Source organism: Xenorhabdus santafensis, from assembly GCF_033949405.1.
Lineage (GTDB): Bacteria > Pseudomonadota > Gammaproteobacteria > Enterobacterales > Enterobacteriaceae > Xenorhabdus > Xenorhabdus santafensis.
This window is the reverse complement of the sequence record NZ_VCDN01000026.1, coordinates 1-14,301: the sequence shown is the minus strand read 5'-3', so window position 1 is coordinate 14,301 and position 14,301 is coordinate 1. Positions and strand designations below refer to the sequence as shown.

At 37.5% G+C, this 14,301-nt stretch carries 14 protein-coding genes; 11 read left to right on the top strand and 3 right to left on the bottom strand.

The window, feature by feature from the left end; genetic code table 11:
* The first annotated feature begins 73 nt into the window (after positions 1 to 73).
* The 7 genes from ubiG (at position 74) to FE392_RS07815 (ending at position 7,947) form a co-directional block, all read left to right on the top strand.
* Positions 74 to 820, top strand: coding sequence for a bifunctional 2-polyprenyl-6-hydroxyphenol methylase/3-demethylubiquinol 3-O-methyltransferase UbiG (gene ubiG / locus FE392_RS07845; RefSeq protein WP_319929677.1), 747 nt, complete (start codon positions 74 to 76; stop codon positions 818 to 820).
* Between the two features lie 437 nt (positions 821 to 1,257).
* The gene (gene nrdA / locus FE392_RS07840; RefSeq protein WP_319929676.1) at positions 1,258 to 3,549 is read left to right on the top strand and encodes a class 1a ribonucleoside-diphosphate reductase subunit alpha; all 2,292 of its coding nucleotides are present in this window, start codon (positions 1,258 to 1,260) and stop codon (positions 3,547 to 3,549) included.
* 12 nt (positions 3,550 to 3,561) lie between these two features.
* Positions 3,562 to 4,692, top strand: coding sequence for a class Ia ribonucleoside-diphosphate reductase subunit beta (gene nrdB, locus FE392_RS07835; protein ID WP_319929675.1), 1,131 nt, complete (start codon positions 3,562 to 3,564; stop codon positions 4,690 to 4,692).
* A 1-nt stretch (position 4,693) separates the two neighbouring features.
* Positions 4,694 to 4,960 carry a class I ribonucleotide reductase maintenance protein YfaE gene (gene yfaE / locus FE392_RS07830; protein WP_319929674.1) on the top strand — a complete coding sequence of 89 codons (267 nt, stop codon included), beginning with the start codon at positions 4,694 to 4,696 and terminating at the stop codon, positions 4,958 to 4,960.
* 310 nt (positions 4,961 to 5,270) lie between these two features.
* Entirely contained in the window at positions 5,271 to 5,732 is a 462-nt protein-coding gene (locus FE392_RS07825) for a porin family protein (protein ID WP_319929673.1), read from the top strand.
* Positions 5,733 to 6,084: 352 nt separating this feature from the next.
* Positions 6,085 to 6,855, top strand: coding sequence for an N-acetylmuramoyl-L-alanine amidase (locus tag FE392_RS07820; protein ID WP_319929672.1), 771 nt, complete (start codon positions 6,085 to 6,087; stop codon positions 6,853 to 6,855).
* Between the two features lie 510 nt (positions 6,856 to 7,365).
* On the top strand, positions 7,366 to 7,947 hold the full coding sequence (locus FE392_RS07815) for an Ail/Lom family outer membrane beta-barrel protein (RefSeq protein ID WP_319929671.1): 582 nt from the start codon (positions 7,366 to 7,368) through the stop codon (positions 7,945 to 7,947).
* A 219-nt stretch (positions 7,948 to 8,166) separates the two neighbouring features.
* Here FE392_RS07815 and FE392_RS07810 read toward each other — a convergent pair whose 3' ends face one another.
* Positions 8,167 to 8,541, bottom strand: coding sequence for a DUF6693 family protein (locus tag FE392_RS07810; RefSeq protein ID WP_319929670.1), 375 nt, complete (start codon positions 8,539 to 8,541; stop codon positions 8,167 to 8,169).
* A gap of 578 nt (positions 8,542 to 9,119) precedes the next feature.
* Between FE392_RS07810 and FE392_RS07805 the strand changes: the two genes are divergently transcribed.
* Positions 9,120 to 9,554 carry a lysozyme gene (locus FE392_RS07805; protein ID WP_319929669.1) on the top strand — a complete coding sequence of 145 codons (435 nt, stop codon included), beginning with the start codon at positions 9,120 to 9,122 and terminating at the stop codon, positions 9,552 to 9,554.
* 192 nt (positions 9,555 to 9,746) lie between these two features.
* On the opposite strand, the gene FE392_RS07800 is transcribed toward FE392_RS07805, so the two are convergent.
* Both FE392_RS07800 and FE392_RS07795 read right to left on the bottom strand, forming a co-directional pair.
* Positions 9,747 to 10,142, bottom strand: coding sequence for a VOC family protein (locus FE392_RS07800; protein WP_319929668.1), 396 nt, complete (start codon positions 10,140 to 10,142; stop codon positions 9,747 to 9,749).
* Between the two features lie 169 nt (positions 10,143 to 10,311).
* Entirely contained in the window at positions 10,312 to 10,905 is a 594-nt protein-coding gene (locus FE392_RS07795) for a lytic polysaccharide monooxygenase (RefSeq protein ID WP_319929667.1), read from the bottom strand.
* 816 nt (positions 10,906 to 11,721) lie between these two features.
* On the opposite strand from FE392_RS07795, the gene aac(3) reads away from it, so the two are divergent.
* From aac(3) to FE392_RS07780, 3 genes are all read left to right on the top strand, one after another.
* Positions 11,722 to 12,546, top strand: a complete 825-nt coding sequence (aac(3), locus tag FE392_RS07790; RefSeq protein ID WP_319929666.1) for an aminoglycoside 3-N-acetyltransferase — start codon at positions 11,722 to 11,724, stop codon at positions 12,544 to 12,546.
* A 117-nt stretch (positions 12,547 to 12,663) separates the two neighbouring features.
* Positions 12,664 to 13,089, top strand: coding sequence for a hypothetical protein (locus FE392_RS07785; RefSeq protein WP_319929665.1), 426 nt, complete (start codon positions 12,664 to 12,666; stop codon positions 13,087 to 13,089).
* Positions 13,090 to 13,680: 591 nt separating this feature from the next.
* Positions 13,681 to 14,106: a DUF7823 domain-containing protein gene (locus tag FE392_RS07780; protein WP_319929664.1), complete on the top strand. Its 426-nt coding sequence runs from the start codon at positions 13,681 to 13,683 to the stop codon at positions 14,104 to 14,106.
* Positions 14,107 to 14,301: the final 195 nt, after the last annotated feature.

Below are 14,301 nucleotides of genomic sequence, written 5' to 3'. Positions count from 1 at the left end.
TGAACAGTTTTCTGTGCACCAATTTTCAGTGCATCAGTTTTCTGTGAAACAGTTTCTAGGAGCGATATTGCCGATGAACGCCAAAACTCCCGAACAACATACTCTGTCCCATGCCAACGTGGATCAACAGGAAATTGAGAAATTTGAAGCCGTTGCTTCCCGTTGGTGGGATCTCGACGGTGAATTCAAACCTCTGCACCGTATTAATCCGTTGCGTTTAAATTATATCCTGCAACATGCTGATGGTCTTTTTGGAAAAAAAGTGCTGGATGTGGGATGTGGCGGCGGCATTCTGTCAGAAAGCATGGCGCGTGAAGGTGCTGAGGTGACAGGGCTGGATATGGGGTCTGAACCTCTGCAAGTCGCCCGCCTGCACGCTCTGGAATCCGGTATTTCCATTTCTTATGTCCAGGAAACAGTAGAAAATCATGCTGAACAGCACCAACATGCTTATGATGTCGTGACATGTATGGAAATGCTTGAACATGTGCCGGATCCTGAATCTGTGGTTCAAGCGTGTGCAAAATTGGTAAAACCGGGCGGACATGTTTTCTTTTCAACGATTAACCGTAATCGAAAAGCTTGGTTAATGGCCGTTATTGGCGCCGAGTATATTTTTAACATGGTCCCGAAAGGCACACATGATGCGAAAAAATTTATTCGCCCTTCAGAGCTGATTAGCTGGATTGATAAAACTCCCTTAAAAGATAAACATATTATTGGTTTACATTACAACCTGCTGACCGATAAATTTCGGCTTGGGCGCAATGTGGATGTGAACTATATGCTCTATACTCAATCGGTTAAAAGTGACGATTAAGGGATTAATAAAACAACAACCAGACATTATTTTAAGATTTTATTTTTCCTGTTTTGCCGATAGCTTTATGAAAGTAACATCAAGTAACTACGCAGGTTATCGGCTTTTTGGCAAAATTAATCCTCAAGTTATCCACAAAACTTCTCGATTTTGTGCACTTGAAAAAACGCGAGTTTAACATTATCTTGTTATTACCGTTTAAATCACCCCCTATATGTTGTGTTTCTTGTCATTCTATAGTAACGAACAGTAACGAAGCGAAAAGCGAAACAAGTAGTAGCGACATGAGCGTTCGATAGATTAAGCAACGTTCGAGATAAGCAAATCGTTATAAGGCTCCGATTTGGCTCTTAGCCATTCTGGGGGCATCGTGCTGTCAATAGATCAAGAAAACCGGGCATTAGGGAGGCACGCAAAAAGAGAAGGTGTATTTTCCCATGAACCAGAGTCTGCTAGTTACCAAACGTGATGGACATAAAGAAAAAATTGATCTTGATAAAATTCACAGGGTTGTTACCTGGGCTGCGGAAGGTCTGAAAAATGTCTCAGTGTCACAAGTAGAGCTGCGTTCCCAGATCCAATTTTACGATGGTATCAAAACATCAGATATCCATGAAACGATGATCAAAGCTGCGGCTGATTTGATCTCCGGCGATGCACCGGACTATCAATATCTGGCGGCACGTCTGGCTATCTTTAACCTGCGTAAGAAAGCTTATGGTCAATTTGAGCCGCCGGCGCTGTATGATCATGTTACTCGTATGGTTGAGTTGGGAAAATACGACAAACATTTGCTGGAAGATTATTCTAAAGAAGAATTCGAGCAAATGAACGGTTTTATCAATCACTTGCGTGATATGGATTTCTCCTATGCGGCGGTTAAGCAGCTGGAAGGGAAATATCTGGTACAAAACCGTGTTACTGGTGAAATTTACGAAAGTGCACAATTTCTCTACATTCTGGTTGCTGCGTGCCTGTTTTCTACTTATCCAAAAGAAACGCGCCTTGATTATGTCCGTCGTTTCTATGATGCAGTATCCACATTTAAAATTTCACTGCCGACGCCAATTATGGCAGGGGTTCGTACACCAACGCGTCAGTTCAGCTCATGTGTTCTGATCGAATGTGGTGACAGCCTGGATTCTATCAATGCGACATCCAGTGCGATTGTCAAATATGTTTCCCAGCGTGCGGGTATTGGTATAAATGCAGGCCGGATTCGTGCATTGGGTAGCCCAATTCGCGGCGGTGAAGCCTTCCATACAGGCTGTATCCCATTCTACAAGCATTTCCAGACCGCGGTGAAATCTTGTTCTCAAGGTGGTGTCCGTGGTGGCGCTGCGACTCTGTTCTATCCGCTGTGGCATTTGGAAGTAGAAAGCCTGCTGGTACTGAAAAACAACCGCGGTGTTGAAGGTAACCGTGTCCGTCATATGGACTATGGCGTACAAGTCAACAAACTGATGTACGAGCGCCTGATCAAAGGGGAAGACATTTCACTGTTCAGCCCATCAGATGTGCCGGGATTGTATGACGCATTCTTTGCTGATCAGGATGAGTTTGAGCGCCTGTATACACACTATGAAAATGACAGCAGTATCCGTAAGGAGCGCATTAAAGCGGTTGAACTGTTCTCACTGATGATGCAAGAGCGCGCCTCAACAGGTCGCATTTACATTCAGAACGTTGACCACTGCAATACTCATAGCCCATTTGATCCAGCTATCGCGCCAGTTCGTCAATCGAACCTATGCTTGGAAATTGCACTGCCAACGAAGCCAATGAGCAATATTAACGATGAAAATGGCGAAATTGCGTTGTGTACACTGTCAGCGTTCAATTTAGGCGCAATCAAAGATCTGACTGAATTGGAAGATTTGGCAGAATTAGCGGTTCGTGCTCTGGATTCTCTGTTGGACTACCAGGATTATCCGATTGTTGCTGCAAAACAGGGTTCAATGGGCCGTCGTACACTGGGTATTGGTGTAATTAACTTCGCTTATTATCTGGCGAAACATGGTGTACGTTATTCCGATGGCAGCGCCAATAATCTGACCCATAAAACTTTTGAGGCCATTCAATATTACCTGCTGAAAGCCTCTAATGAATTGGCGAAAGAGAAGGGGGCGTGTCCGTGGTTTGGTGAAACTACGTACTCACAAGGTGTCCTGCCGATTGATACATACAAAAAGACGCTGGATACACTGACTAATGAACCTTTACACATGGATTGGGAAGCGCTGCGCGGTGATATTAAACAGTATGGTCTGCGTAACTCTACATTATCTGCGTTGATGCCTTCAGAGACGTCTTCACAGATTTCTAACTCAACAAATGGTATTGAGCCACCACGTGGTTATGTCAGCATTAAAGCATCAAAAGACGGTATCTTGCGTCAAGTTGTACCGGATTATGAATCACTGAAAGGTATTTATGAGTTGCTGTGGCAAATGCCGAATAACGATGGTTACCTGCAGTTGGTTGGGATCATGCAGAAGTTTATCGATCAATCGATTTCTGCCAATACCAATTACGATCCGGCTCGTTTCCCTAACGGCAAAGTTCCGATGAACCAATTGCTGAAAGATTTACTACTCGCGTACAAATATGGTGTGAAGACATTGTATTACCACAACACTCGTGATGGTGCAGAAGATGTTCAAGATGATCTGGAAGAGGTTGTTGAATCTGCTGATTCCGATTGTGAAGGCGGCGCGTGTAAGATTTAATTTGAGGAAACTATGTCCTATACAACTTTTTCGCAAGTAAAAAATGACCAGTTACAGGAGCCGATGTTTTTCGGCCAGTCTGTGAACGTGGCACGTTTCGATCAGCAAAAATATCCAATTTTTGAGAAGTTGATCGAAAAACAACTCTCCTTCTTCTGGCGTCCGGAAGAAGTGGACGTATCACGTGACCGTATTGACTACAATGCGTTGCCAGATCATGAAAAACATATTTTCATCAGCAACCTGAAGTATCAAACGCTGCTGGATTCCATTCAGGGGCGCAGCCCTAACGTGGCTTTCCTGCCATTGATTTCCATTCCTGAATTGGAAACTTGGGTTGAAACATGGTCGTTTTCAGAGACGATCCACTCGCGTTCTTATACGCACATTATCCGTAATATCGTGAACGATCCTTCCGTCGTGTTTGATGATATTGTGGAAAATGAGCAGATTTTAAAGCGCGCCAAGGATATCTCTGCGTACTATGATGATCTGATTGAAATGACCAAAAACTATCATCTGTTGGGTGAAGGGACACATGAAGTTGCAGGGAAAACACTTACAGTAAATCTGCGGGAGTTGAAAAAGCAACTTTACCTGTGCTTGATGAGTGTTAATGCACTGGAAGCTATCCGTTTCTACGTTAGCTTTGCTTGCTCATTTGCCTTTGCTGAGCGTGAACTGATGGAAGGTAATGCCAAAATCATCAAACTTATCGCCCGCGATGAAGCTTTGCATTTAACAGGAACACAGCACATGCTGAATCTGCTGCGTTCTGGTCAGGACGATCCTGAAATGGCGGAAATAGCCAAAGAGTGTGAGCAAGCGTGTTATGACTTGTTTGTAGATGCCGCAGAGCAGGAAAAAGAGTGGGCTGACTATCTGTTTAAAGATGGTTCCATGATTGGTCTGAATAAAGATATTCTGTCTCAGTATGTTGAATATATCACCAATATTCGTATGCAGGCGGTTGGCTTGAAATTACCATTTGAAACTCGTTCCAATCCTATCCCTTGGATCAATTCATGGCTGGTTTCAGACAACGTTCAAGTGGCTCCACAGGAAGTCGAAGTCAGTTCTTACCTGGTTGGTCAGATTGATTCGGAAGTCAATGCTGAAGATCTCAGCGGTTTTGAACTCTGATATGGCTGATTATAAAGTTACCCTGCCGTTACGGCAGGGTTTATCCATTTATTATTCTTCAGATTTACACAAAAATTTGCTGGAAGCTCTAGAACACAATAAAGTTCAAGTGGAATACCAATGCCGCCAAGGTTATTGTGGTTCTTGCCGTGTGCGTTTGGTAAAAGGAAAAGTAGGTTACCCCTGCAAACCATTGGCATTTGTTAATGAAGGCGAAATTTTGCCCTGTAGTTGTCATCCATTGACAGATATTGAAATTGAATTGTAAATTTCCTCACTATCATGGAGGAAGTTGAAGATTATTATGTAAGTTAAAAAGTTAACTACAAAATTATAACAGATGCTGAATTATTTCCTCTTGTGAACATATTAATTCTGTTTATAGTGTGTTCACATTACCCATTTCTTTTCCTCTCCTAATTTTAAAATGATCCTATAATTATTTATCATAAAACCTCTTTTCATTAGTTAACATTATGGTATTCAAAACCATTTTTAGGCTAAGCATTGATTCTTATTCATTATGTTCAATAGATTATTTTATATGCACTTATCTCAGTTATAGGGGGTAATAATCAATGAATAAACTCCTCATTGTCATATTTTTCTCTTGCATAGCGTTGCCGGCACGTGCTTTTTACTCTGAAGAACAAGCTGCATCAATGGGGAAAAGTAATGTAACCCAACGTGCAGAAAAACAACGAAATAATGTTAGCTACAGTTACAAAATTAGGCCTGAATGGAGTGTGTTAAAAACATCACTGATAGCCCCCAGTTATAGGGTTAACCATTATTTCAGCCTATATGGAATATTAAGTGTAACGCAGTTAAATCGTGGAAATGAAAACGAAAAGAGAGCATGTTTTGGTACATATATTTGTTCCGATAAAAATATGTTTTTGGCATGGGGAACTGGTGCATTAATTAACCCGTGGGAGAATTTTATCTTTCATATCAGTTATGAAGAAACACAAATTAAGCCGGAAAATGAAAGTTTAAACATTGGTGGCTTGAGTTTTGGAATCGAATATCGATTTTAAATTATTTACAAATAAACTTTAAATATAATAATAGTTTAAATTGTAAATTAAATTATTATTATTTCCGTTAGCATTTTTAATTATTTTATAATAACTGATGCTGCTTTACAGCGATGCGATGATTTTCTTGTTGTTTTATCTAAAACATCATAGTGGTGTCTGAAAAGAGAAAAAATTGGTTACTTTAAATTTATTAAAAAATAATATTTTTATCTATTGTTTAAACTTATGCAATGAGTTTGTTGCGTGCCTAAATATAATTATTCATTTATCATAACAAAGATATGGAAAGCGTTTTTACAGTGATTTGACGTTAGTTTCATACGTCGTAAATTAATAAAGGAAAATAATTATGTATAAAATTGATTACAACTCATATCGCTCAATCCAAAGTTTTAACAGACGCCCTCGTTTTTTGATCATGCACTACACAGCCCTGAATTTTGAAGCTTCCATTAAGGCACTGACTGGAAATCTTGTTAGTGCTCATTACTTAGTCCCAAATCCGGATGATCCGACTTATCGGGATGCCGGCTTTGATAAAATTCGTATATTTAATTTGGTCGATGAACTGGAAAGGGCATGGCATGCAGGTGTAAGCCGTTGGGCTGGGCGAGAAGGGCTAAATGATACATCTATTGGTATCGAAATTGTGAATGAAGCCAGTGATGATTGTGGCGTTTTAACTTTCCCTCCTTATAACCCTGATCAAGTTGATGCCATCAAAGAGTTAGCCATTAATATATTACAACGTTATCCAGATATTACGCCAACTCATGTGGTAGGGCATTCAGATATTGCATGGAAAAGAAAAACAGATCCAGGCCCTGAATTCCCGTGGAAAAAATTATATGATTCAGGCGTTGGAGCATGGTATGACGAAGATATTAAGCAAAAATATATCAAGCAATTTGAACATTGCTTGCCCGATCGCGTAGAGATTTTAGCTAAATTTAAACGTTACGGATATGATGTTTTAGATGCAGAAGATGATGCTAATTTTCAGTTACTGAACCGTGCGTTCCAAATGCACTTCCGCCCGTCATGTTATGATGGCTTACCAGATATAGAAACCATAGCTATATTATACGCATTAGTTGAAAAATATTTTGGTCACAGTTAATAAGCTACGATGAATTATATTAATGTAGGATAGAGAAAACGTTGCGGTTTTGTTATCAAAGCCGCACTTCAATACTTGAAAGCAACATAATTAAAACAAATTACAAACGGAATAATGAATTTATTTTTTCTTAAATAGTTCATGCCTCAAAAGTAAATAGTTAATTGATTTATTTCTTTTGTGAATTTATATTATTTTAATATTTATTAATGATATTGGATGCCTTAAATTTTCGATTGTTTTATTTTAGGATATGTCTTAAAAATATATTATCTAATATGTGTTTTTCATGCTTTTTAATAACTTGATTTAATTGATTATTTTCTTTTTACATCAATATGCACGAACATCTCTTGGATATTTAAAAAAATACGTGATTTTCTTAATTGATTGAATTTTAAGTTAAAAAATATTTCCTTTGATGGGTTTGGTTTGCTGCCAATACTTGAATTTCCAATATAGGTTTTATATATTGCGAAAACTGCTACAGGCAGAATGAATACATCAAACATGAATGACAGAGAATTTTTATCTATGAAAAAAACATTATTGACAGCTGCTATTGCAACTGGGGTATCTATACTTTCTTTTAATGTTAATGCCAGCAATAACCATACTATTTCTCTAGGATATGCTCAAAGCTCGCTTAATAACGATGCTAAAATCTATCTTAATAAACAAAAGATGGATAACAAGCAACATGGATTAAACTTGAAATACCGTTATGAATTTGACAACCATTTTGGAGTTATCAGCTCATTAGCTTATACGCAAAATCAACATACAGACGATAATTTAGGTCATATCTCAAAATATAAAATGAGCAGTACTTCTTTGATGGCTGGCCCGGCATATCGTTTTAATGATTTTATTAGCGCATATGGTTTACTTGGCGCGGTTCACAATAAAGTGAATTTTGATTCATCTGACAAGGAACAAAACAGCAGCTTTAAATCAACATCATTGTCTTATGGGCTCGGCCTACAATTTAATCCTACTCCGAATTGGGCTGCTGATGTTTCATATTCACATGCCAAATCGGGTGAATTAAAGCTGGGTACTTGGGCTTTTGGCGTAGGTTATCGTTTCTAAGTTATTATTCATTAGTTTTAGTTATTTTTTCTTTGACGCCTATTTTTATTGACTATATATATTTTATAAAATTTTTATTTTACCCGAATTCGATTAGAAAAAGAATTCGGGTTTTTTTATTGTTAAAATCAATATAACGGCAAGTTTTTTATTAATTAAATTAATATTTTCTTGGCGGTTGCATCTTTATAAATCATAACATATTGGTTATGTTATAATTTATTTTATATTGCCAGTCATGGTTGGGGCAGAAGCTACATGTGTATGATTAATACAATGTGCAATAATTTTATAAATATATACGAGGTATAACAGGCCAAATGTGATGAAAGAGAGAATAGCCCAAAGTATTACATAGCCGACTATTTGAGCGAAATTTATCTCACAATTTAACCTTCCGATAATCTTTCCATTATCTCTATCTATAACTTGTGTTTTATTGATAACTAAACGAGTCATATAGTAAGGAAACACAAAAGCGCCTAGACCTAATGTCAATAAAGTAATCAGAAACCAAATAATGAGGTGAAGGATAATATCAATGATGCTTAATTCTGACTTTAACTTAAAATTGCTAAAAGCCATTAGGTTCATGTAGCTCTCCTAATATTTAAATAATCTTTCATGAGTATGGGAATGTTAGTAATGCTGAATATGAGACAAGTTTTTCGGAATAGAAGTTCAATAATAATGGTGGCTATAAAATCAGCATACTAGGTTTGTGGTGAAAAAAAAGCCAGCTTTGTTTTTAAGCTGGCTCGTCTCTGTGCTGACACAATGCTTAATACTTACATAAAGCGAGTTGTTGACAACCGAATCACGACACAGTGTACGTTTGAGATGAAAGATTTTACAGATTTCATGACGATGTCCTTTGGGGGTTATAAATTGTGATTTACTTCACGAAAACCTAAATTCTGGGGGAGATTTTATGCTCAAAACAAAAAGAGTCAAGATATTTATTGAATAATTTTTTTAAAATTTAAAAAAATTACGCAAATAAACTCATGTTTTTGAAAATTAATAAATTTTTGTACAACTTCTTTTGAAGGGGAGTCTTCATTTTAGGCAATATAGTCGCTTCACTGGCTTTTTATTTGACTATACTTCACTTTTAGGCTGTTTTTTCAACAAGCTCAATCTGGTTTTTAATCTAATTGTGGAGAGAAAAAATGGAAATCAGTGAAAATGGCATAATTAAACTGAAAAGTTATGAAGGGCTGAGGTTAAAAGCATATCCTGATCCTGCCACTGGCGCTGAGCCGTGGACAATTGGCTATGGCCATACAAGAGGGGTAAAACCTGGGCAGGTTATTACAGCACAACAAGCGGAGACATTTTTGCGTGAAGATCTTGCTCCTGTTTATAGCACCATCCAACGGTTAGTTAAGGTTCATCTAACGCAAGGGCAGTTTGATGCCTTATGCTCATTTATTTTCAATCTCGGTGTTAATAATTTTGCTCACTCAACTTTATTAAAAAAATTAAATGTTGGTGATTACCAAGGTGCAGCAGATGAATTTTTAAAATGGGATCGTGCAGATGGACGGGAACTATCAGATCTACGCAGTAGGAGAGAATCAGAACGGCAAACTTTTTTATCATAAATGGATCTAAATTTGCCGATGCTGTTTACATCTATATAGATGGTAAGAGAATAATATGACAATGTATAATTAGGCTATTAGAGATAAATAATAAAAAATTAGATTACAAAAACCATCAATAATAGCCTAGTCAAATAAATGTTAGAACTATAATTAGTGGGTTAATGCGTATCTAATAAACGACAATAATAGCTAAAACTTTGATGCGCTATGTTGTAAAACAACGCGATAACCATCAACGTCTTCGAATGTTTTGCCATTTTTATCCCAATAAGGATTATAGGAAGTAACCAAAATAAATCCTGCTGCTTGCATTGATTTTATTTGTTCCTGCCATTCAAGTTCATCCTCAATATAAAAAACGAGTAAATTATCTTTTGTTGGAGACTTCCCTACATGGGTATTTTGATGATGAGTGAATTCGAGGTGCCAGGAGTGGTTCGGATGCCCCAGCATAATACCATCAAAGTTTTCGTGATCTTTAAAATCTCCCAATACGGTAAGATTTAAACCTTTGCGATACATCTCTGCAACTTCAATAAGGTTATCCGTTGGTCTAGCAATTCTAAGTATAGTCGATTTTTTCATATTTTTTATTATTTAGAATTTAATGGAAAAATATAGTATTTAAATTATCATTTATTTGCTTATGAAAAAGTGCTGATAAATTATCAGCACTTTATAATATTAATTATTATACTTGTTATTCTTATTGTCAATTTAATTTTATAAACTGTATTAATATAACTAAAAAATATTATTTGATGTCTGCATCAATAACTTGATAGAAGGCATTATTAGTATCTGCAATTGTCCAAACACCGAGAATAACGTGATATCCTGACCGTTCTGGAACTTCACATGTCAGCGACACTTTTTGAGCTGGTTTTTTTCCATCGTCAATACGTTCACAGAAAGGTTTTAAATCAAACTGTGCTCGGGTGAGGGGTTGATTTGGGTCCCAATCAGGTTTGGTAATAAATAATTGCCATGAAGTTGTACTATGTCGGGCTGTTAATGTCCATACAAAAGTATTTGTACCTTTATTAACAGTAACATGATGCCAGCGGTCAGCACTTTGCTCATTCAGTTGGTTAAACTGCCCAACACCGGCACTAGCGATTTTTCCATCAGGAGGTCCAACCTGTGGGAAACCTTTGGGGCCTTCAACCGATTGTGGCTCGTACATGATTGGCCCACATTTTTCATTAATACGCTTAGAACATAAAAGAGCCCGACTTGGGGGAGAATCTATATAACCGTGAAGAGCAGTTGGTTGAGCTGAACTGGATAAGGGGATTGAACTAAAAGCCGTTAATCCTGCTAAAAGTAACGTTTTTTTTATATTCATGATGAGTTTCCTATTTTTTCCTTTCTTGACTGTAAAATAAGTAACTTTAAATATTGTTATTATATTAATTGTTATGAATGAAATTTAATGTACTTCTGTTGGAAATGTATAGAGATATTTATAACAAAATTAGATAACTATAAATGCTTAATTTATGATAGAGGTATGCTAGAAGAAATTTGCTTAGTCCGAATGGGGATTGAGATATTCAATGTAATGAATTTTATAGGAAAACTCCTATTTTTATCATTATTTGATTTCCTGGAAGAAAATAAAAATCCCTCCCTAGGGATAGGGAGGGGAAGAGCGAAATAAGAAGCAAATGAGGGTGTACTAAAAAGTAAGATATTTGAGTACACATAAATAAAGTAGACCCAAATGGCATAATATGCAATAAACCAAATTTAAACAGGGATTATGTCTATGGGGAAAATCGCCCTAAAAAGGGAACATCATACTTATGATTACAAATTAATGTATTAATTCCTTGGTGAATTTTCGTTGTCTTTGATGTTTATCAAATTATATTCCTTAATTATGATGACTGTTCTTATGGAACCGCTCTTCATTGTGTTTCACGCGAAATATGATAGAAAAATCAAAACGACATACATAAAAATGAGTCTGCTTCGCTTATCAAAATTCCAATTCATGCAGATACTCTCTGACTCCTTCAATTTTAAAATTTTCCATATAAACTTTTCTGTTGGTTTATAGTGTGGGAAATAAAAATTTTTCCATTATTTTTGGAAAGGCGATGAGTTAATTGATGTTAATATGATGATTAATAACATTATTAATATGTAAGGCAGAAACATGATCAAGATAGGTGAAGATACATATTGGACAAAATCAACGCTTGTTGAGCAACTTCGAAATATGGATATAAAACATGGCGATGTTGTGATGGCTCATGTTTCGATGCGCTCAGTCGGCAACTGCTTAAATGGGGTTGATGATCTTATTCAAGCTATTTTAACAGCTATTGGAACGAGCGGAACTTTATTGTGTTATACCAATTGGGAACAAAATTACGAAGATAGTCTAGATGAGAAAGGGCGTGTGCCTTTGGGGCTAAAACCTGAAATTATGCCATATGATCGACTATCTTCGCGGGCAAGCAGAGATCATGGCGTATTTGCAGAAAGTGTAAGAACCACCAAAGGAGCGCTCCGCAGCCAGAACCCAGGTGCTTCAGTCGTGGCCATTGGAAATGATGCAGAATATTTTATTGAAAACCATTCATTAAATTATGGATATGGCAATGATTCACCATTTGCAAAACTAGTAGCCCGCCGGGGCAAAATTCTTATGATTGGCGCACCTTATGACACCATGAGCCTTCTGCATCATGGGGAACATTTAGCCAATATCCCAAATAAACGCATGCGTAAAATGGAAGTTCCCCTTTTGGAAAATAACCACATAACATGGTTCACTCTGGAGGAATTTGACACAGTAGATCCTGTTTGTGAGCAATTTTATGAAGGGTATTTTGGCGATATTGTAGAACAATATCGCTGTTCACATTTAGATGGGGTTACAGGTGTAATTGGATCTGCCACGACATTGGTGGTTCCCGCTAAAAAAATGCTGGATTATGCGATTTGCTGGATGGAAAATTATCGTAATGAAGAGTGATTCTATAAAAACTGAATGTTTTTTTATTCTGAATTACAAATTAATATTTTGGCTTCATGCTGGAAAATGCTATGTGTCATTGGCCAGAATATAAGGAATAAAATGAGAAAGATACTTATGGCATTAGTAGCCCTTATTTTAACAGGATGCGATGCTGGACATAGTAAATATAACGGAATATATACCTGCAAAATAGGTCGGCTGCTGAATTATATAGCAGTTGACCGGGGAAGCGAATATTATTTCCCGCTAGGAACAGCGAAAGCCAAAATGACTTTTAACAATGGGGTTATGATCATTCATGGAATGAAGTCAGGTGATTATGTTGGGCATGAGATGACATTAACCGCATCGCCAGTCGCACCGGATGGTAGAAAGCTGATGTCAGCACAAATGTTTAAATATGATGATGGTGAGCTTAGTGAAAGTTTTTCTCCCCATGACGGTATGGCAACCATTACAATTGGTAATCTGGATAACGGCAGAATTATGCAGCTACTCACTAACTGCAAAAAGAATGAAACTGGTTCTTCTGAAAGCTAATCAGCCCTATCGCGGGGCTTTTTCGTATTTGGCAGTCGCCAATTTTGAGATTGCAGTTCTAACGGGGTCGGTCAACATATATAGTATCTATAAATCAATAGGTTAATATTTATTTTGCCCGGTTTGGTCAACACTTCGATCAAGGTTAGAGAATACCCATGTAAGCCAGATAAATCAGTGTGTTAACCTGAATTTCAGCGAAAAAGAGATCACCCTTCACTGGTAACGGATAGCATCCAATCCTCCGGAATTATCGGGCAGTTTATCCTGTAAGTCAGCATGACAGGTTCCAAAGCGCAAAACATATTGTCATCGTGGCAATGTTATCTTGCATCAGGTGTCAGAATGAAGTCACTGACCGTTAGCCTCACGAAACGAGGCTCGCTACCAGCACCAAACTTCAAATTTACACCTCACTGAATTGCGTACTCGATTAACAGACAGGCATTTATAATGCCCTGCCTTATTTTAGTGCGTATTCATTCTGTTACAGGTTATTTAATAGAGATAAAAGCCTGACCTTAGTAATATTAACTGGCTAGTTAGCAGTAGGCTGAAAAGACCTTTAGCGAATAATAAAGTGAGGTGTTTATGTCTGATATGTTATATCTCGAGATGACAATAGGTAGTGCTATTTATTTTAATAGAACTCGAGCTTGGGGGTATTACTTCAATCCATATACAGGGGAAGGTTTTGGTTCTACACGGGTAGTCAAGAGCACTATAGCTCAAGACGTAGGCGGTCAACAAGTTATGGCGTTCAAAATGTCAGAAGATCCCGTCGGTACTTTTAAGGATATAACATTAGTAACTAGTAGTCTAAAGCAGCCAAACTTAGAAAGTAAAAACCTTGAAGTCAGGACGTTATATGGCTCAACTTATTGTCTTGGGTCTAGTCCTAACTTAGATGGCACTGGAACTACTTTCACTTATATTTCTGATGACGCAAAACAACTAGGTGATGTAATAAAACAATACTTGGGCACTAATCTTATTTTCACCTTCAACTGGAAATAAATCTATACCCTAAATTCAAGGCTGCTTAAGCGGCCTTTTCTGTATTTGCCACCGCAATCACTCTCATTACATCCGTATACACACATTGCGGCTGGCAACCTATTAACTTGAAACTCATCCAATAGCGGAAAAAGTTCAGTAGTTCGGAAATACCGAACAACTCCTATTAACTCAACTCACAGGGGCGACTCTCTC